The organism is Pseudonocardia sp. TMWB2A (genome assembly GCF_017312135.1).
The window spans coordinates 4,333,082-4,350,791 of sequence record NZ_QKQY01000002.1; the positions used below are offsets into that span (position 1 = coordinate 4,333,082).

The following is a 17,710-nucleotide window of genomic DNA, read 5'->3' on the forward strand; positions in this document are numbered from 1 at the left end:
TCAGCCGCGGCGACCGGCGGCGACGCGCCGCACCGCGACCGCGCCGATGCCACCGGCGACGACGGCACCGAGCGCCAGCGGCAGCACGTCGGCCGGGCCGCCACCGGCCTCGACGCCACCGACCGGCGTCGCGGTGACCTGGGAACCGGCGGCGGCGACGCTGTCGGCCGCGACGTCGTCGGAGGTGGAGGTGGCGGTGCCGTAGTCGTGGTCCTCGCAGGCCTGACCGTCGTTGTCGCGGTCGAGGCCGTAGGGGTCACCCGGGGTCAGGGCCGCCTGTGCGTCGGCCTGGCTGGCGAAGTCCTTGCAGTCGCGGTCCTGGGCGAAGGCCGTACCGGCGAGCGGGAGGGCGGCCGCGGTCGCGAGGAGCACGGCGGCGGACAGGGAGCGGAGGCGCATCGGGGGTGTCCTTCCGGGGAACGTGGGGGGAGCCACGCAGGTAGCAGCGATCCGGACGTGTCGGTCGTTACACCCGATCGTGAATGAATCCGAACGGACTTGAACCGGCTCCGCCGGGCGGCGGAAGGTGGTCCGGTGAACGCTCTCCCCACCCCCGACGACGTCCGTGCCGCCGCAGCGATCCTGCGCGGTCACGCCCACCGCACCCCCGTCCTCACCTCCCGGCTCACCGACGCCGAGCTCGGCGCGCAGGTGTTCGTGAAGGCGGAGAACCTCCAGCGCACCGGGAGCTTCAAGTTCCGCGGGGCGTTCCACACGCTGTCCCGGCTGTCCCACGCACAGCGGCGGGCGGGGGTCGTCGCGTACTCCTCGGGCAACCACGCCCAGGCCGTCGCGCTGGCCGCGCAGCTGCTGGAGGTCCCCGCGACGATCGTGATGCCGCACGACGCCCCGGCCTCGAAACTCGCCGCCACCCGCGGCTACGGCGCCGAGGTCGTCGGCTACGACCGCTACGCCGAGGACCGCGCGGCCATCGCGACCGCGCTGTCGGAGGAGCGCGGGCTCACCCTCGTCCCGCCCTACGACCACCCGCACGTCATCGCCGGGCAGGGCACCGCGGTGCTGGAGCTGCTGGAGGACCACGGCCCGCTCGACGCGCTGTTCGTCTGCCTCGGCGGGGGCGGGCTGCTCTCCGGGTCGCTGCTCGCGGCGCAGGCCCTGTCCCCCGACGCCCGGGTGTACGGCGTCGAGCCCGAGGCCGGCGACGACGGCGTGCAGTCCCTGCGCGCCGGGCACGTCGTGCGCATCCCGCAGCCCCGCACGCTCGCCGACGGCGCCGCCACCACCCACCTCGGCGACCACACGTTCCCGGTGATCGCGCAGCTCGTCACCGACATCGTGACCGTGCCCGACACCGCCCTGGTCGAGTCGATGGCGCTGTTCGCGGCGCGCTACAAGGTGCTCGTCGAGCCGACCGGGGCGCTGGCGTTCGCAGGTGTGCGGGCCGCCGTCGCCGCGGACCCGCAGCGATGGGCGGGGGCGCGGATCGGAGTCACGATCTCCGGCGGCAACGTCGACCTGGACCGCTTCGCCGCCCTCGTCACCGGCTGACCGCGCCGCCGGGCGGCACGACACGGAGCGGCCCCCGTCCGGACGGTCCGGACGGGGGCCGCTCAGGGCGGAGGGGACTCAGCGCCGGTCGTGCTGCAGCGCGTCCTCGGCGATCACGGCCTCGGTCGGCAGCCCGGGCACCTCCCGGACGGCCTCCTCGGCGTCGGCACGCTCGTGCGACGGGCCGGGCTGCTCGGTCTCGGCGTCGGCGGCGTCCAGGTCGCGGCGGATCGTCGACAGCAGCGCCACCCCCACCAGCACGACGACCGCGGCGATCAGGAACGGCACCGAGGCGCCGACGGCCGCCGCCATCAGGCCCGCGGCGAACGGGGCGAGGCCGCCACCGATGAACCGGACGAACCCGTAGGTGGCCGACGCGGTCGGGCGGGGCACCGGCGAGATCGACATGACCGCCGTCGTCACCAGGGTGTTGTTGACACCGACCACGATGCCGGACAGGACCACCGCGACGATCACCACGGCGGGCACGTCGTCGAACAGCCCGATGGCCGCGAGCAGGACCGCGATGCCGACGAGCGCGCCGTAGAGGGTGCGCGCGGTGCCGAAGCGGTCCTTGAGCCAGGGCGCGCCGAACACCGCGAAGGCCGCGACGAGCAGGCCCCAGCCGAAGAACACCGCACCGAGCGAGATCGGGTCGAGCCCGCCCATCAGGAACGGTGCGTAGCCGAGCAGGGTGAAGAAGCCCCAGTTGTAGAGCAGCCCGACCCCGCTGGTCGTCGCGAGCGCGCGGTGGCGCAGGGCGGTCAGCGGTTCGGAGAGCGTCGCCTTGTGGGTCGGGACCGGCGTCGGCTCCAGCAGCACGACGGTCGCGACGAGCGCGATCAGCATCAGCACCGAGACACCGAAGAACGGGCCCCGCCAGGAGACGTTGCCGAGCAGCCCGCCGAGCAGCGGACCGGTGGCGATGCCGACGCCGAGCGCGGTCTCGTAGAGCACGATCGCGCCGGCGAACCCGCCCGACGCCGAGCCGACGATCACCGCGAGCGAGGTCGCGATGAACAGCGCGTTGCCCAGGCCCCAGCCGGCGCGGAAGCCGACGATGCCCCAGATCCCCGACGACGCCCCGGCCAGCGCGGCGAACACCACGATCAGCGCCAGGCCGGTGATGAGGGTCTTCTTCGCGCCGATCCGGGACGACACCCAGCCGGTCACCAGCATCGCGATCGCGGTCACGACGAGGTAGCTGGTGAACAGCAGCTCGACCTCGGCGTGCGTGGCGTGCAGCTGCCCGGACAGCGACGGCAGGATCGGGTCGACCAGCCCGATGCCCATGAACGAGATGACGCAGGCGAAGGCCACCGCCCAGACGGCCTTGGGCTGACGGAACGGGCTGGGGGCGTGCGCTGCACCGGATGTTCGGGACATGTCATCGCCTTTCCCCGGGAACGGACCCTGGAGAGATCATGGACGTATCGGACCTGTTGAACATTGCATCACGCAACCCATGTCATGAGCAATGCGAACGACCGTGATCGTGCCCATGCCCCGCTACGGTCGGGACCCCGACGTCGAGGAGGCCCCGTGCCGCACACCGCCGCCGAGGCCGACCGCCTCGCCCGGCAGGCCGCGTTCCTGGGCGCACTCGCCGCGATCGGCGCCCTGCTCCTGGCCGTGCTCGGCTGGGCCGGTGGCGCGTTCGCGATGTGGATGGGCGTCACGGCCCGCCGCCGCGGCGCGGGGCGCACCGCCGTCGTCGCGATCGCGCTCGGCGCCCTCGGCCTGGTCGCCGGCGTCGGGAACGCCCTGCTGGGCGCCTACCTGTTCCGCTGACCGGTCCGCAGCACCGGCTTGCCCGGGGCCCGGTCCGGTGACTCCAGGTGCGCGTGCGCAGCGGCGACGGACGCGACGCCGTCGTCCAGGTCGAAGACCCGCTCCACCAGCGGGGTGAGCGTGCCTGCGGCGAGCCCGGCGCGGGCGAACGCCTCGGCGCGGGCCAGCACCGCCGCGTCGCCGGTGACCTCGCGGACGTGGAAGCGGCGCAGCCACACCGGCGCGTACCCGGCTGCGGGCAGCGGTGTCGGCTCCCCGGACAGCCCGCCGTGGACGATCACCGCGCCGCCCGGTGCGCAGGCCCGCACCAGCCGGGCGACGCCGGGCCCGCCCTCGGCGTCGAGGACCAGGTCGGCACCGCCGCCGAGCGCGGACCGCAGCGCCTCGGCGTCGGGCGTGCCGGTCAGCACCTCCGCGGCCCCGGCGGAGCGCAGGACCCCGGCGTGCCGGTCGTCGGGCACCACGGCGACGGCGTGCACCCCGAGGTGCCGCGCCACCTGCAGCGCCGCGGCCCCGATGCTGTTCGCCGCAGCCGTGACCACGAGCCGGTCCCCCTCCCGCAGCCGGACGGCGTGGCGGGTCATGCCCCACACGGTCAGCAGCGGCATCCACAGCGCGGCGGCGCCGTCGTCGTCGAGACCGGGCGGACGGGCCAGCAGCGACCGGACCGGCACGACGGCCTCGTCGGCGTAGACCGGGTGCTCGTTCTGCGACGACGCCGGGATCACGCACACCTCGTCGCCGGGCGCCCAGCCCGTCACCCCCGGACCGGTCCCGAGCACGGTGCCCGAGCACTCGCTGCCCAGGCCCGCGGGGAGCACCGGGGCGTCGAGGTAGGTGCCGCGGCGGAAGTTGACCTCGGAGCGGTTGAGCCCGACCGCGTGCACCCGGATCCGCACCTCCCCCGGGCCCGGGTCGCGCAGCGGCAGCCGCTCGATCCGCAGCACCTCCGGGCCGCCCGTGGCGTGGAAGCGGACGGTGCGCACGAGCGGGGTCGTCACGACGGACCAGCCTAGGTCCGCGGCGGCCGGTAGGGCACGATGAGCGCCGTTGCACGGGGAAAGGACAGGGATGCGGCGTCGGGTCGAGGTCGGGCTGGAACGGATCACGTTCTTCAGCGACGGGGTGTTCGCCATCGCGATCACGCTGCTGGTGCTGCCGCTGACCGACGCCGAGATCGGCCCGGGCCCGGTCGCCCCGCAGCTGGTGGAGCTGCTGCCGCGGATGCTCACCTTCGCATTGAGCTTCGCGGTGATCGGGCGGTACTGGACGGTCCACCACCAGCTGTTCGCCCGCTTCGACCGCGCCGACGCCCGGATGATGACGCTCAACCTCGGCTACCTGTTCGGCATCGCGTTCCTGCCGTTCCCGACGTCGCTGCTCGGCGGGCACGGCGACAGCACCGCGGCCGTCGTGCTCTATGCGGCCAACCTGGTCGTCATCGGCTCGTTCTCCGCCGCCATGTGGGCCTACGGCTCCTACCGCGGCCGCCTGACCCGCGCCGACGTGACCCCGGACGAGGCCCGCCACACGCTGGTCAACGGGCTGGCGCCGGTGGTGTCGTTCCTCCCGTCGCTGGTGATCGCACCGCTGAGCCCGACCTGGGCGATGCTGTCCTGGCTGCTGACCGTCCCGGTCTCGGCGGTCGCGGAGCGGCTGTTCCCCGAGCACCGCGCGGCGCGGGCCCGCGCGGGGGCGGGGACGCCGGACACCGCGTGAGGCTCAGACCTCGTTGCTGATCTCGACCAGGTTCCCGTCCGGGTCCCGCAGGTAGACGCTGAGCAACGGGCCCCGGGCCCCGGTCCGCTCGACCGGCCCCACCTCGACGGCGACGCCGGCCTCGGCCAGCTCGCGCCGGACCTGCTCGATCGGGTCGAGGGTGATCAGGCACAGGTCGGCGCTGCCCGGGGTGGGCCGGACGGCCTTCGGCTCGAACTCCCGCCCCGCCTCGTGCAGGTTGATCTTGTTGGGGCCGAAGGCGAGTGCGCGGCGCCCGCCGCCGAACTCGACGGCCTCCATCCCGAGCACCCGCGTGTAGAAGGCGACGGTGGCGTCGATGTCGGCGACGGTCAGCACGAGGTGGTCGAGGTGGTCGATGCGCATGCCCGCGATGCTGGCAGCCGGGCCGCCCGCACGCAGATCCTCCTGTGGGTGACCGCCACCGCCCCGGACCGTGACCGGGCGTCGGACGTCGACACCCACACGGACCAATCGGGCGGGTCGCTACCGGCGAACGGGCGTTCGTGAATCACCCTTGTACCTGGCCGTGCAGCCGAGTGGAGAGGGACGAGGACGCACGTGGACGACGAGCTGACGACCGGCGGGGAGACCCCGCCCGCGGACACCGCGAGCACCGCGGCGCCCGAGCCGCCGAAGCGGAAGCGGGGCAGGCCACCGGGCTCGACGGCCCGCACCACCCGGGTCGTGACCATGACCCTGACCGTCAGCGGTTCCGCCGACGGCGACTGGCAGGCAGAGCTGAAGCAGGGCACCACCTGGGTGGCCCGCGGCCTGCCGGTGACGGCGTCGGCGGTGTCCGCGGCGGCCGCGGCGCTGCACGCCGACCTGTCCGGTCCGGTCGACGAGCTCATCGAGGGCGCCCGGTCGGCGAAGGCCGCGCGGGTCGCGGAGCTGGAGGCCGAGCTGGAGCAGGCCCGCAAGGACCTGGCCGAGCTGGAGCAGTGACCCCGCCGGGGTGACCGGCGCGGTGGCTCAGCCGAGCAGCGGCCCCAGCGTCGTGGCGTGCTCGCGCAGCAGGGTGACCAGCTCGGGATCCGGGTCGGCGACCCGGGTCGCCGGGCCGGACAGCGCGAGCCCGGCGACGAGCGCCCCGTCCGCGGGCGAACGGACCGGTACGGCCAGGCACCCGCGGTCCGGGCGCAGCTGACCGGTCTGGGCGGCCAGGCCGTCGCGGCGGACGGCGTCGAGGACGGCGTCGAGCGCGTCCGGGTCGGTGACGGTGCGGTCGGTGACCGGGCGCAGGTCGCGGACCAGGGCCCGCCAGTCGGGCTGCTCGGCGAGCAGCAGCCTGCCCAGCGCGGAGGCCTGGGGCAGCCGGGCGAGCAGGTCGGCGTCGCTGGGCGGGTGGTCCGGGTCCGGGTCGAGGACCTGCAGCCGGGCGCCGTCGAAGATCGCCAGGTGCACGCCCCAACGGACTCGGCCACGCAGGTGGTCGACGACGGTGCGCGCGGCGGTCGGCAGCCGCGGGACCGCGACCGGGGACAGCCGCGCGGCGCGGCGCCCGAGCGCGAAGCCGCGCAGGTCGGGCAGCCGGACCAGGTACTCCTCGCCGACGAGCAGGTTCAGCACCCGGTAGGTGGTCGCCGGGGGCAGCCGCAGCGCCGTCGAGATCTCCTTGGCGGTGACCCCGGGCCCGGCCGCGACGACCTCCTCGAGCACCGCGAGCGCGGTCCGCACGGCCCGCGGCTGGCGTCCGCTGATCGGCGCCGGGTCGACCGTCACCGGGCCCGCCCCCAGACGTCGGAGGCGACGGTCTCGTCGTAGACGCCCAGGTCGTGCAGCCGCCCGCGGCGGCGCAGCACCACGGCCCACACCGCACCGGCCGCGAGCGCGACGGCGAGCGCGATCCCGGTGGCCGGGGCGACGACGACAAACGCGACCAGGGCCGCGACCAGCGACGGGACGGCCACCACCGCCGTCGCGACCGCGGCCGGGGTGAGCTCGCCGATGCGGCGCAGGAACACCGGCGCGGCCAGGCAGACCAGCGCGTAGCCGACGAGGAACCCGACCGTCGCGACACCGAGCAGCGCGGCGAGCACCGTCCCGACCGGGACGCCCAGCCCGACCGGTACGGCGACCGCGAGCGTCGCCGCGGGTGCCCCGAGCCCGACGGCGACGTGCGGGGTGCGGAACCGGCGGTGGGTGCGCCCCAGCGGGCGGGGCACGACGCCGTCGCGGGCCAGGGCGAACAGCACCCGCGACAGCGCGGTGACCGTCGCGACCGCGCAGGCGAGGAAGGACAGGACGAGCGCGGCGTCGAGCAGCGGGGGGATCCAGGACCAGCCGCGCGCGACGGCGAGGACCTGCACCGGCTGGGTCTGCCCGGCGAGCCCGCCCGGCACGGCGGCGAACCCGGCGACCTGCACCGCGGCCGCGAAGACGTAGAGCACCGCGGTCACCGCCGCGGTCGCCGTGACCGCGCGCGGCACCGACCGGAACGGGCGCCGGGCCTCGGCCCCGAGCGAGGTCGCCACCTCGAACCCGATGAACGCCGCGAGCGCGGGCACCACGCCCGCGGCGACCGCACCCGGGCCGGCGGGCGGGGCGGGCGTGCCGGTGCCGGGCAGCGGGCCGCCCACGAGCAGCACCACGAACACCCCGACCAGCACCGCGACCGCGACCGCCTCCACCAGCAGCACCACCCGCGCCGCGGGGCGTACCCCGCGCACGACCAGCGCGGTCACCACCGCGCCGACCGCGACGGCGAGCAGTGCCGACGCGAGCGGCCCGGTCGCCCACGGCCCGCACAGCGACCCGAGGTAGGCCACGGCACCCGCGATCGCCGCGCCGCACAGCAGCAGGTACCCGGCCAGCGTCGCGATCCCGGCCGCGAACGCCGGTCCGGCGCCGAGGCCCTGCGCGGTCAGCGTGTAGATCCCGCCGGGTGCCGCCATCCGGCGGGTGAACCGGGAGACCGAGGCGGCCACGAGCAGCGCGAGCACGCCGGCGACGACGAACGACCACACCGTTCCCGCCCCGGCCATGCCCGCGACGATCACCGGGGTGGCCGCCATCGCCGCCGAGGGTGCCGATCCGGCGATCGACTGGGCCGCGACGTCGGCCGGGCCCAGCCGTCGCCGGGCCAGACCGTGCACCGGTGACCGGTCACGCAACGACGTCACGACGCCCCCTCCCCGCCCTCACCGGTGATCCTCGCCCGCGGACACTAGCTCCCCATGTCGACGCCATGACCAGCGACGACGGGTCGAACGAGAAAAACTCCGGCGCCGTTCCCGCAGTGCGGGAACACCACGGCCGGTGATTCGCACCACACGGGATCCGGCGTTGTGCACGGTCCGCGACACCGGCCACCGTCCCGGCACCCGACGTCCGCCCCGACCGCCAGGAGGAACCGTGAGCGCACCCGCGCCCCGCCCGTCACCACCGTCGCCGTCCCCGGAGCCCGCGGACCGGCACCGTCTGCGCGGGACGCTGGGCGCCGGGTCGATCGTGTTCATGGTGGTCGCCGCGGCCGCGCCGCTGACCGTCGTCGCCGGGACGGTGCCGCTGGGGCTGGCCGCGGGCAACGGTGCCGCGTTCCCGATGACGTTCGTGCTGTGCGCGGTGGTGCTGCTGCTGTTCGCGGTGGGCTTCTGCGCGATGTCGCGGCACGTGCCGGGCGCCGGCGCGTTCTACGCCTACGTCGCCCGCGGGCTCGGTGCCGCGCCGGGCCTGGGGTCGGCCTTCCTCGCGCTGGTCACCTACACCGCGGTGCAGGCCGCGGTGTACGGCTACCTGGGCGCGACCGTCGACGCGCTGGTGCAGCACTACGGCGGGCCCGCCCTGCCCTGGTACCTCTACGCGGCCGTGGCGCTCGTCGTCGCCGGGGTGCTCGGCTACCGCCACATCGAGCTGTCCGGCAAGGTCCTGGGCACGCTGCTGGTCGCCGAGGTCGCGATCGTGCTGGTGTTCGACGCCGTCGTCGCCGCGACCGGCGGGCTCGGCTCCGGCCGCTCGACGGCGCTGTTCGTGCCGTCGCAGTTCCTGTCCGGCTCGCTCGGCATCGCGATCATGTTCGCGATCGCGTCGTTCATCGGGTTCGAGGCCACCGCGGTGTTCCGCGACGAGGCCCGCGACCCCGAGCGCACCATCCCCCGCGCGACCTACCTGGCCCTCGTGCTGATCGGCGCGTTCTACACGCTGTCGTCGTGGGCGGTCGTCTCCGCCTGGGGCGACGACGGCGCCGTGGCCCGCGCGACCGAGGACCCCGGGAACATGATCGTCACGACGATCACCGCGGTGCTCGGCCCCGTCGGCGGTGACCTGGCCCAGGTCCTGCTGGTCACGAGCCTGTTCGCGGCGCTGCTGTCGTTCCACAACGTGCTCTCGCGCTACCTGTTCGCCCTCGGCAACGCCGGTTCGATGCCCGCCGCGCTGGGCCGCAGCCACGCCCGGCACGCGTCGCCGCACGCCGCGTCGGCGGCCCAGTCGGGCACCGCGCTGGCGCTGATCGCGGTGTTCGCGGTGACCGGGATGGACCCGGTGACCCAGGTGTTCGCCTGGATGGCCGGGACCGCGACCCTCGGGGTGCTCGCGCTGATGGCGCTGACCTGCGCGGCGGTGCTCGTGTACTTCCGCCGCTCGCGCGTCGACACCCGGTTCTGGCACACCGTCCTGGCCCCGGCGCTCGGGTTGGCCGGTTTGCTGGTCTGCCTGTGGCTGACCGTCGCGAACTTCCCGACGCTCATCGGCGGCTCACCCGCGCTGGCCACCGCCATCGGCGGGGTCCTGGTCGCCGCGTTCGTACTCGGAACGGTCCTGACCCGATTCACGGGTGCCCGCCCCGAAACCTTGCCCTCGCTCGACGCGCCCGGAACCGTCACCGGGAACGACACCGGGCACGACACCGCCGGAACCGACCTCCAGGAGGAGACCCGATGACCGCCGTCCAGGAGCCGCGCACCACCGCGAGCCACCCGCTGGCCCCGACCACGGAGGCCGAGGTCACCGTCGTCCGCGAGGTCCTCGCCGCGGCCGGGCTGCTCGAGGAGAACGTCCGCTTCGCGTTCTTCGCCCCCGAGGAGCCGCCGAAGTCCGAGGTCCTCGCCCACTCCGACGGCGCCGACACCGACCGCTGCTTCCGCGCGGTGCTGCTGGACCTGGGCACCGGCCGCTCCCACGACACGGTCGTCTCGGTCGCCCGTCGTGAGCTGGTCTCCTGCCGCGAGCTGGAGCCCGAGCGGGAGGGGCAGCCGCCGATCATCGACTCGGAGTTCGAGTTCATCGAGGACGTCCTGAACGCCTCACCGGACTGGCTCGCCGCGCTGGAGAAGCGCGGGCTGGAACCCGCCTCGGTGCGCGCCGTGCCGCTCTCGGCCGGCGTCTACGACATCCCCGGGGAGAAGGGCCGCCGGCTCGCCCGCGCCTTCGGGTTCCGCCAGGACCACGAGGCCGACCACGCCTGGGCGCACCCCGTCGACGGGCTCGTCGCCTACGTCGACCTCACCGCCCGCACGGTCGACCGGGTGATCGACACCGGTGTCGTGCCGGTGCCCGCGACCAGCGGCAACTTCGACGACCCGGCCGTGCAGGGTGAGCACATGACCTCGCTCAAGCCGATCGAGATCACCCAGCCCGAGGGACGCTCGTTCACCGTCGAGGACGGCCGGGTCCGCTGGGGCAAGTGGGACCTGCGCGTCGGGTTCAACGAGCGCGAGGGCCTGACCCTGCACCAGATCGCCTTCGACGACCGCCCGATCTGCTACCGCGCCTCGGTCGCGGAGATGGTCGTGCCCTACGCCGACCCGGCGCCGGTGCGGTTCTGGCAGAACTACTTCGACTGCGGCGAGTACATGTTCGCCCGCTACGCCGACTCCCTGCAGCTGGGCTGCGACTGCCTCGGCGACATCCACTACCTCGACGCGGTCGTCGCCGATGACCTGGGCAACCCGCGCACGATCAGCAACGCCATCTGCATGCACGAGGAGGACCACGGCGTCCTCTGGAAGCACACCGACATCTTCACCGGCGCCCGTGAGGTGCGCCGCCAGCGTCGCCTGGTGATCTCGTTCTTCACCCCGATCGGCAACTACGACTACGGCTTCTACTGGTACCTCTACCTCGACGGCACCATCGAGCTGGAGTGCAAGGCGACCGGCATCGTGTTCACCTCCGGCACGCCCGGCGAGTACGCCACCGAGGTCGCGCCCGGCCTGGGTGCGCCGTTCCACCAGCACCTGTTCTCCGCGCGGCTGGACATGACCGTCGACGGCACGGCCAACGCCGTCGAGGAGGTCGAGGCGGTCCGCGTGCCGATGGGCGAGGGCAACGCCTACGGCAACGCGTTCGCCCGCTCGGCGACCCGGCTGACCTCGGAGTCGCAGGCCCAGCGGGACGCCGACCCGGGGTCCGGGCGGGTCTGGCACGTGGTGAACACCGAGAAGACCAACGCGCTGGGACGGCCGGTCGGCTACGTCCTGCACCCGCACGGGCAGCCCACCCTGCTGGCGGACCCGGCGTCGTCGATCCACGCGCGGGCGACGTTCGCCTCGAAGGCGCTGTGGGTGACCCGCTACGACCCGGCGCAGCGCTACCCGGCCGGTGACTTCGTCAACCAGAACCCGGGTGGGGACGGGCTGCCGTCCTGGGTGGCCGCGGACCGCGACCTCGACGGCCAGGACGTCGTGCTGTGGCACACGTTCGGACTGACCCACTTCCCGCGGCCGGAGGACTGGCCGGTCATGCCGGTCGACTACACCGGCTTCGTCCTGAAGCCCGCCGGGTTCTTCGACCGCAACCCCACCCTCGACGTCCCGCCGGCGCCGAAGAGCTGCCACTGACCGTCCGCCCCACTCCGAGCCGGCGCCGCACAGGTCGTGTCGCCGCCGCACAGGTTCTGTCCTGTGCGGCGCGTCCATGACGTGTGCGGCGCCGGTGTCGTCAGCGACCGAGTGCCGCGCGCAGGCGGGAGGCGGTCGCGGTGAAGGGGGTCAGGTCGGACCAGGTCCAGCGGACGACGACGAACCCGGCGGCCCGGATGCGGTCCTCGCGCAGCTTCTCCTCCCACAGCACCTGCGCCGGGTCCTGGCCCGGGCCCGCCGATCGGCCGTACTTGATCCGGCCGTCGAACTCCCCGACCACCCGGTGCTCCGGCCACGCGAAGTCGGTCCGGTGCCGCCGGCCGTCCACCTCCACGGGCCACTGGAGGACCGGTGCGGGGAGCCCGGCGACGGCGATCGCGAGCCTGCTGCGCGTCTCCCCGACGCTCTCCGAGCGGCCGTCGGCGAACGCCAGGACGCGCCGGACCAGCGGCATGCCGGTCCGGCCCGCCACACCGGACGCCACCCGGGCGAGCGCCTCCGGCGTCGTCGGCGGCGGTCGGTTCCCGGACCGCTGCGCCAGTGCGCGGTCGGCGACGACCAGCCCGCGCTCGACGCCGCAGCTCCGCGCGATGTCGACGACGGTCCTGGCCGGGCCGGTCACGGGGAGCCCGCCGGCTCGCCCACGGTGCTCCAGCGGCAGCGAGGACGGGTGGACGTGCAGGTCCCGGGTGCGACGACCACCGTGGGAGCGGTCACGCGTGACGTGGACGCGGTCCAGAGGCAGGTCCCAGAAGGGGATGCCGAGCAGGACGAGCGCGGACACGTGGCTGGCGTAGGCGCCGGGGCCGAGGCGTTCGAGCGCCGCACCGGCCGCGGCCCGGTGCCGGACGCGGGCGTCGACGAGTGCCGGGTCGCCGTGGTCGAGGTAGACGCCCCGGCGGATCGGTACGAGCTCTCCGCGACGCAGCGCCCGGCCGATCTCGCCGTCGTCGACGCCGGCCGCCCGCAGGTCCGCACGGAACCGGACACCGTGTGCCGGGAGGGGTCCGTCCATGCCCCCACCGAACCCGTTCCCCGCCCCCACCACGCCCGATCCGGCCCATCCCGTTCACGATCGCGACCGCCGCCCCGGCGCCGCACGGGTTCCGTACGCGCCGCACGGGTCCGAACCTGTGCGGCGGCGCCCGAACCTGTGCGGCGGTGCCGGATGCCAGGGCGGGGTGTGACGACGGCGCGGGGCCGGGCGGGGCGGTGGCGGACTAGGGTCGGTCCCGACCGCTCCACCCCGCAGCACCAGGAGGAACCCGTGGCTCTCGCCGCCGGTGACCAGATCCCCGACGTCACCCTGATGACCCCGTCCGCCGAGGGCCCGAAGCCCGTGCAGAGCGCCTCGGTGCTCGGCACCGGCACGGTCGTGCTGTTCGGTGTGCCCGGCGCGTTCACCCCGGCCTGCTCCGACACCCACCTGCCCGGCTACGTCCTGCGCCGCGACGAGCTCAAGGCCAAGGGCGTCGACACCGTGGCCTGCACCTCGGTCAACGACGCGTTCGTCCTGGAGGCCTGGGCCGAGTCCCGCGGCGCCGGCGACGCGGTGCTCATGCTCGCCGACGGCAACGGCGACTTCGCCAAGGCCGCCGGTCTGGACATGGACGGGTCGAAGTTCGGCCTCGGCACCCGCTCGCAGCGCTACGCCGCGATCATCACCGACGGCGTCGTGCGCTGGATCGGCGTCGAGCCGGTCCCGCCGACCGTCGAGATCTCCGGCGTCGAGTCGGTGCTAGCGCAGCTCTGAGGTTCCGGGCCGACCGGCACGCGGGCCTACACTGGCCCGCGTGCCGAAGGTCCTGGGCTCGCTGGCGACGCACCGCGAGCAGGTGCGCGAGCGGGTGTTCGACGCCCTGCGCGTGCAGCTCTACGAACGCGGCTTCGATACGGTGACCCTGTCCGGGGTCGCCGCGGCCGCCGGCGTGGGGCGCTCGGCGCTCTACAACCACTTCCCCGACCGCCAGGCCCTGCTCGTCGCGTTCGTCGAGCACGAGGCGGAGCGCTACGTCGCCGAGCTCGACGCCGCGCTCGCCGAGGCAGCGGACCCCCGCGAACGGCTCGCCGCCTTCGCCCGGCTGCAGCTGCGCCGCCTCGCCGAGTTCCACCTCCCGCCCGGCCAGGCGCTGGCCGGCGCCCTCGACCCGGCCGCCTACCGCCGGATCGCCGCGCACGCCGACCCCATCGGGGACCGGTTGGTGGCGGTGCTGCGCGAGGGCGCGGCGCAGGGCTGCATGGTCGACGACGACCCCCGGGTGCTCGCCGCCGTCGTGGCGGGGGCGCTGTCGAGCAGGCGGATCGTCGACGTCGACCCGGCGGAGCTCGACGCCTCGATCGGGACGGCGGTCGCGGCCGTGCTGCGAGCGGTCTCGACGGTTGCGCGCGACTGAGGCTAGCCTTACCCGCGTCGGGGCCCTACCATCGTGATCTGACACGGTGTCAGATCCGGCGCCGTGCCGTTGCACCAGACGTCACGTCACGGGAGGGCCGATGGACGCCACGACCCCCATCACGGGCACGCTGTCCGCCGATCTCCGCCAGGCCACCTGGGCGGTGCACGAGCGGGCACATCACTCGTCGTACATGGGCGCGCTGCTCGACGGCGCCCTGCCGCTGGACGCCTACACCCTGCTCGCCGAGCAGTACATCGCGATCTACACCGCGCTGGAGGAGGCCGGGGACGCCCTGGCCGCCGACCCGGTCGCGGCCCCGTTCGTGATCGACGAGCTGCGCCGGGTGCCCGCCCTGCACGCCGACCTCGACGCCCTCGGCGGCGGGGTCCCGCGGGTCCTGCCCTCCACCGCGGCCTACGTGGCGCGGCTGCGCGAGGCCGCGACCGACCCCGCACTGTTCGTGGCCCACCACTACACCCGCTACCTGGGTGACCTGGCCGGCGGCCAGATCGTCGGGAAGATCCTGCAGCGCACCTACGGCATCGACGGCCCCGGACGGCTGTTCTACGACTTCAAGTCCCTCGGCAGCCCGTCGGCGTTCCGGACCCGCTACCGCGCGCTGCTCGACGACGCGGCCTGGACCCCGGCGCAGCGCGACCGGCTGCTCGCCGAGGCGGTGCACGCCTTCGAGCTGAACATCGCCGTCCTCACCGAGATGGCCGAGGAGGTCGGGCTCGCGCAGCCGCTGGCGTCCTAAGCGGGACCGTCACCCGGCGGCGGGGTCGTAGCGCATCAGCCCGACCGGGACCCCGGACGGGTCCGCGACGAACGCCAGCTCACCGACACCGGCGATCGTCGTCGGCTCCATCAGCACCCGGCCGCCCGCCGAGACGGCCGCGGCCAGGCCGGCCGCCACGTCGTCGACGGCGACGGTGATCTCCACGGGGGCGGCCACGCCGCCGTCGAACACCCGCCGGTGCTGCAGGGCCGCGAACGGCCCCGGGTCCCGCCCGCGGTCGGTGTGCACCCGGAAGAACTCCGGCGGGCCCCACGGCTCGAACCGCCAGCCGAGCACGGCCCCGTAGAAGGCGCGGCTCGCGTCGGTGTCGTCGGAGTTGATCGCGATGTGGGCGACCGTGCCGATGGGCGGGGTCGTCGGTGTCGTCGGTGTCGTCATGGAACGGAGTCTGGCCCGGCGGGCACTGGCGCTCCGTCGCCGTCACGACCGATCCTGTCGTGTGTGCGACAGGATCCGCCCGTCCGCAGCTACGCGGTGACCCACCCGGCCGGCACGATCGTTCCCCCGCAGCCGCCGGGCTGGCACCAGGTGCTGCTCACCACCACCGGTGCGATGACCCTCGAGCTGCCCGACGGCTCCTGGTTCGTGCCACCGGGGGCCGCCGTCGAGGTCCCGGCCGGGGTGCCGCACCGGGTCCGGGCGGTGGCGACGGTCCGGCTGCGCACCCTGTACCTGCGCGGGGCCCGGCCCGGTCCGGCGCGGGTGGTCCGGGTGGTCCCCCTGCTGCGCGAGCTGCTGCTGGCCGCGGTCGCCCGCGCGCCGCTGTACCCGGACGACGACCGGGCCGCCGCGGCCCTGCTGGATCTGACCGAGCGTGAGCTCGCCGCGGCCACGACGATGACACCGCTGCTGCTGACACTGCCCACCGACCCGGCCGCGCGCCGGGTCGCGGAGCGCATCCTCGCCGCGCCGGGCGACCCGGCCGGGGTCGACGCGCTGTGCCGGGGCTGCGGAGCCGGCCGGCGGACCGTGGAGCGCCGGTTCCGTGAGGGCACCGGGCTCGGCGTGGCGGCCTGGCGGCGCCGGGCCCGGCTGGTCGCGGCCCTGGCCGAGCTCGCCGACGGCCGTCCGCTCGCCGGTGTGGCGCACGCCGCGGGGTACGCCACACCCAGCGCGTTCGGTGCGATGGTCAAGGCCGAGCTGGGGTCGAGCCCCGGAGCACTCGTACGGGCTCCCTAGACTCGACGCCCGTCCCCCGACCACCGATCCCAGGAGTGTCCCGGTGTCCAGCCCCGGCATCGACCCGGACGAGCTCGCGACCGCGCTGAAGGTACTGGCGCAGGTCGACGAGCTGCCACCCGAACACCCCGACGCCGTGGTCGTCCGGCGGGCGACCGCGGGGATCTGGAAGTCGGTGCGGCTGCGGCGCCGCGCCGAGAAGCGGCAGGCCGAGAGGTCCTCCGACGAGGCCGTCACCGCCGCCACCGCGACCGGCGCGGCCGGGCGCATCGACGACGAGACCGCCGGCATCCCGCTGGTGTCGAACACCCCCGGAGCGACCGCGGGGACGCTGCACCGCGCCCGCGGCTGCTACGTGTGCAAGACGCGCTACACCGTCGTCGACGCCTTCTACCACCAGCTGTGCCAGGACTGCGCCGCCGCGCACCGCGCCCACCGCGACGCCCGCACCGACCTGTCCGGGCGCCGCGCGCTGCTCACCGGCGGCCGCGCCAAGATCGGGATGTACATCGCGCTGCGGCTGCTGCGCGACGGCGCGCACCTCACCATCACCACCCGTTTCCCGCGCGACGCCGCCCGCCGCTTCGCCGCGCTGCCCGACTCGGCCGAGTGGCTGCACCGGCTGCGGGTCATCGGGGTGGACCTGCGTGACCCGGGCCAGGTCGTCGCCGTCGCCGACGAGGTCGCCGCCGCGGGACCGCTGGACATCCTGGTCAACAACGCCGCACAGACGGTGCGCCGCTCCCCCGGCTCGTACTCCGCGCTGGAGGCCGCCGAGCACGAGGAGCTGCCCGCGGGCGAGCTGCCGGAGATCGTGTCGTTCACCAGCGCCTCGCGCGAGCACCCGCTCCTGCTGGCCGGCGCGGTCCCGGGCGGGCGCGACCTGGCCGCGCTGGCGACGACGGCCCGTTCGGCGTCGCCGGAGCGGATGGCCGCCGGCACCGCGGTCGACGCGGGCGGGCTGCTGCCCGACACCGCGGCGGTCAACAGCTGGGTCGACCACGTCCAGCACGTGGACCCGCTCGAGCTGCTCGAGGTGCAGCTGTGCAACCAGACGGCGCCGTTCGTGCTGGTCTCGCGGCTGCGCCCGGCGATGGCGGCGTCGAGCGCCCGCAACAAGTACGTCGTGAACGTCTCGGCGATGGAGGGCGTGTTCGGACGCGGCTACAAGGGGCCCGGGCACCCGCACACGAACATGGCCAAGGCCGCGCTGAACATGCTGACCCGCACCAGCGCGGGCGAGATGTTCGCGACCGACCGGATCCTGATGACCGCGGTGGACACCGGCTGGATCACCGACGAGCGTCCGCACCCGATGAAGCTGCGCCTGGCCGAGGAGGGGTTCCACGCCCCGCTCGACCTCGCCGACGGCGCCGCCCGGGTCTACCACCCGATCGTCGCCGGGGAGGCCGGCGAGGACCTGCACGGAGTGTTCCTGAAGAACTACCGCGTGTCCTCCTGGTAGAGGGGTCCACCCGTCACTGTCGGGGGTCGCC

Annotated in this window: 20 protein-coding genes; 12 read left to right on the plus strand and 8 right to left on the minus strand. The window is 74.9% G+C overall.

The features are described 5' to 3' along the window. Complete coding sequence (locus DMP17_RS34740) at window positions 1-399, minus strand: excalibur calcium-binding domain-containing protein (RefSeq protein WP_226364858.1); 399 nt, start codon at window positions 397-399, stop codon at window positions 1-3. Window positions 400-534: 135 nt separating this feature from the next. Between DMP17_RS34740 and DMP17_RS34745 the strand changes: the two genes are divergently transcribed. After that, complete coding sequence (locus DMP17_RS34745) at window positions 535-1,509, plus strand: threo-3-hydroxy-L-aspartate ammonia-lyase (RefSeq protein ID WP_226364857.1); 975 nt, start codon at window positions 535-537, stop codon at window positions 1,507-1,509. 78 nt (window positions 1,510-1,587) lie between these two features. Here the strand turns inward: DMP17_RS34745 and DMP17_RS34750 are convergent, their stop codons facing one another. Further along, on the minus strand, window positions 1,588-2,895 hold the full coding sequence (locus tag DMP17_RS34750; RefSeq protein ID WP_226357560.1) for an MFS transporter: 1,308 nt from the start codon (window positions 2,893-2,895) through the stop codon (window positions 1,588-1,590). Window positions 2,896-3,051: 156 nt separating this feature from the next. Between DMP17_RS34750 and DMP17_RS34755 the strand changes: the two genes are divergently transcribed. Beyond that, the gene (locus tag DMP17_RS34755) at window positions 3,052-3,300 is read left to right on the plus strand and encodes a hypothetical protein (RefSeq protein ID WP_226357561.1); all 249 of its coding nucleotides are present in this window, start codon (window positions 3,052-3,054) and stop codon (window positions 3,298-3,300) included. On the opposite strand, the gene DMP17_RS34760 is transcribed toward DMP17_RS34755, so the two are convergent. Next, window positions 3,285-4,301, minus strand: coding sequence for an alcohol dehydrogenase catalytic domain-containing protein (locus DMP17_RS34760; protein WP_337831760.1), 1,017 nt, complete (start codon window positions 4,299-4,301; stop codon window positions 3,285-3,287). The genes DMP17_RS34755 and DMP17_RS34760 overlap by 16 nt on opposite strands. Window positions 4,302-4,371: 70 nt before the next feature. On the opposite strand from DMP17_RS34760, the gene DMP17_RS34765 reads away from it, so the two are divergent. Then, window positions 4,372-5,019, plus strand: coding sequence for a TMEM175 family protein (locus DMP17_RS34765; protein ID WP_226357563.1), 648 nt, complete (start codon window positions 4,372-4,374; stop codon window positions 5,017-5,019). 3 nt (window positions 5,020-5,022) lie between these two features. Here the strand turns inward: DMP17_RS34765 and DMP17_RS34770 are convergent, their stop codons facing one another. Further along, window positions 5,023-5,403: a VOC family protein gene (locus DMP17_RS34770; RefSeq protein WP_226357564.1), complete on the minus strand. Its 381-nt coding sequence runs from the start codon at window positions 5,401-5,403 to the stop codon at window positions 5,023-5,025. On the opposite strand from DMP17_RS34770, the gene DMP17_RS34775 reads away from it, so the two are divergent. Both DMP17_RS34775 and DMP17_RS34780 read left to right on the plus strand, forming a co-directional pair. Beyond that, window positions 5,389-5,547, plus strand: coding sequence for a hypothetical protein (locus tag DMP17_RS34775; protein ID WP_337831761.1), 159 nt, complete (start codon window positions 5,389-5,391; stop codon window positions 5,545-5,547). The genes DMP17_RS34770 and DMP17_RS34775 overlap by 15 nt on opposite strands. Window positions 5,548-5,598: 51 nt before the next feature. After that, window positions 5,599-5,985, plus strand: a complete 387-nt coding sequence (locus tag DMP17_RS34780) for a DUF6319 family protein (RefSeq protein ID WP_308016635.1) — start codon at window positions 5,599-5,601, stop codon at window positions 5,983-5,985. Window positions 5,986-6,012: 27 nt separating this feature from the next. Here DMP17_RS34780 and DMP17_RS34785 read toward each other — a convergent pair whose 3' ends face one another. Together DMP17_RS34785 and DMP17_RS34790 are read right to left on the minus strand one after the other, a co-directional pair. Next, a complete protein-coding gene (locus DMP17_RS34785; RefSeq protein WP_226357565.1) occupies window positions 6,013-6,762 on the minus strand; it encodes an IclR family transcriptional regulator in 750 nt (249 codons plus the stop codon). Further along, a complete protein-coding gene (locus DMP17_RS34790) occupies window positions 6,759-8,162 on the minus strand; it encodes an APC family permease (RefSeq protein ID WP_337831762.1) in 1,404 nt (467 codons plus the stop codon). Before DMP17_RS34790 ends, DMP17_RS34785 begins: the two co-directional genes overlap by 4 nt. A gap of 232 nt (window positions 8,163-8,394) precedes the next feature. On the opposite strand from DMP17_RS34790, the gene DMP17_RS34795 reads away from it, so the two are divergent. Continuing rightward, window positions 8,395-9,921 (plus strand): APC family permease, encoded by a 1,527-nt coding sequence (locus DMP17_RS34795; protein ID WP_337831763.1) that lies wholly within the window; start codon window positions 8,395-8,397, stop codon window positions 9,919-9,921. Continuing rightward, on the plus strand, window positions 9,918-11,819 hold the full coding sequence (locus DMP17_RS34800; RefSeq protein WP_337831764.1) for a primary-amine oxidase: 1,902 nt from the start codon (window positions 9,918-9,920) through the stop codon (window positions 11,817-11,819). The genes DMP17_RS34795 and DMP17_RS34800 overlap by 4 nt, the downstream gene beginning before the upstream one ends. Window positions 11,820-11,919: 100 nt before the next feature. Here the strand turns inward: DMP17_RS34800 and DMP17_RS34805 are convergent, their stop codons facing one another. Continuing rightward, window positions 11,920-12,855, minus strand: coding sequence for a type IV toxin-antitoxin system AbiEi family antitoxin domain-containing protein (locus tag DMP17_RS34805; RefSeq protein ID WP_337831765.1), 936 nt, complete (start codon window positions 12,853-12,855; stop codon window positions 11,920-11,922). Window positions 12,856-13,107: 252 nt separating this feature from the next. Here DMP17_RS34805 and DMP17_RS34810 point away from each other — a divergent pair, with 252 nt between their 5' ends. The 3 genes from DMP17_RS34810 to DMP17_RS34820 all read left to right on the plus strand — a co-directional run bounded on the left by DMP17_RS34810 (window position 13,108) and on the right by DMP17_RS34820 (window position 14,993). Continuing rightward, window positions 13,108-13,593 carry a peroxiredoxin gene (locus DMP17_RS34810; protein WP_062395851.1) on the plus strand — a complete coding sequence of 162 codons (486 nt, stop codon included), beginning with the start codon at window positions 13,108-13,110 and terminating at the stop codon, window positions 13,591-13,593. Between the two features lie 40 nt (window positions 13,594-13,633). Next, window positions 13,634-14,233, plus strand: coding sequence for a TetR/AcrR family transcriptional regulator (locus DMP17_RS34815; RefSeq protein ID WP_226357570.1), 600 nt, complete (start codon window positions 13,634-13,636; stop codon window positions 14,231-14,233). Between the two features lie 100 nt (window positions 14,234-14,333). After that, window positions 14,334-14,993 carry a biliverdin-producing heme oxygenase gene (locus tag DMP17_RS34820; protein WP_226364853.1) on the plus strand — a complete coding sequence of 220 codons (660 nt, stop codon included), beginning with the start codon at window positions 14,334-14,336 and terminating at the stop codon, window positions 14,991-14,993. A gap of 9 nt (window positions 14,994-15,002) precedes the next feature. On the opposite strand, the gene DMP17_RS34825 is transcribed toward DMP17_RS34820, so the two are convergent. Then, window positions 15,003-15,413, minus strand: a complete 411-nt coding sequence (locus DMP17_RS34825) for a VOC family protein (RefSeq protein ID WP_226357572.1) — start codon at window positions 15,411-15,413, stop codon at window positions 15,003-15,005. Window positions 15,414-15,476: 63 nt separating this feature from the next. Here DMP17_RS34825 and DMP17_RS34830 point away from each other — a divergent pair, with 63 nt between their 5' ends. Together DMP17_RS34830 and DMP17_RS34835 are read left to right on the plus strand one after the other, a co-directional pair. After that, the gene (locus DMP17_RS34830; RefSeq protein WP_337831766.1) at window positions 15,477-16,214 is read left to right on the plus strand and encodes an AraC family transcriptional regulator; all 738 of its coding nucleotides are present in this window, start codon (window positions 15,477-15,479) and stop codon (window positions 16,212-16,214) included. A 43-nt stretch (window positions 16,215-16,257) separates the two neighbouring features. Further along, on the plus strand, window positions 16,258-17,679 hold the full coding sequence (locus DMP17_RS34835) for an SDR family NAD(P)-dependent oxidoreductase (RefSeq protein WP_226357574.1): 1,422 nt from the start codon (window positions 16,258-16,260) through the stop codon (window positions 17,677-17,679). The last annotated feature ends 31 nt before the right edge of the window (window positions 17,680-17,710 follow it).

Coding starts and splice junctions, on each gene's coding strand:
- DMP17_RS34740 (WP_226364858.1), bottom strand. CDS start 399: ATGCGCCTCCGCTCCCTGTCCGCCGCCGTGCTCCTCGCGACCGCGGCC.
- DMP17_RS34750 (WP_226357560.1), bottom strand. CDS start 2,895: ATGTCCCGAACATCCGGTGCAGCGCACGCCCCCAGCCCGTTCCGTCAG.
- DMP17_RS34765 (WP_226357563.1), top strand. CDS start 4,372: ATGCGGCGTCGGGTCGAGGTCGGGCTGGAACGGATCACGTTCTTCAGC.
- DMP17_RS34770 (WP_226357564.1), bottom strand. CDS start 5,403: ATGCGCATCGACCACCTCGACCACCTCGTGCTGACCGTCGCCGACATC.
- DMP17_RS34800 (WP_337831764.1), top strand. CDS start 9,918: ATGACCGCCGTCCAGGAGCCGCGCACCACCGCGAGCCACCCGCTGGCC.
- DMP17_RS34805 (WP_337831765.1), bottom strand. CDS start 12,855: ATGGACGGACCCCTCCCGGCACACGGTGTCCGGTTCCGTGCGGACCTG.
- DMP17_RS34820 (WP_226364853.1), top strand. CDS start 14,334: ATGGACGCCACGACCCCCATCACGGGCACGCTGTCCGCCGATCTCCGC.
- DMP17_RS34825 (WP_226357572.1), bottom strand. CDS start 15,413: ATGACGACACCGACGACACCGACGACCCCGCCCATCGGCACGGTCGCC.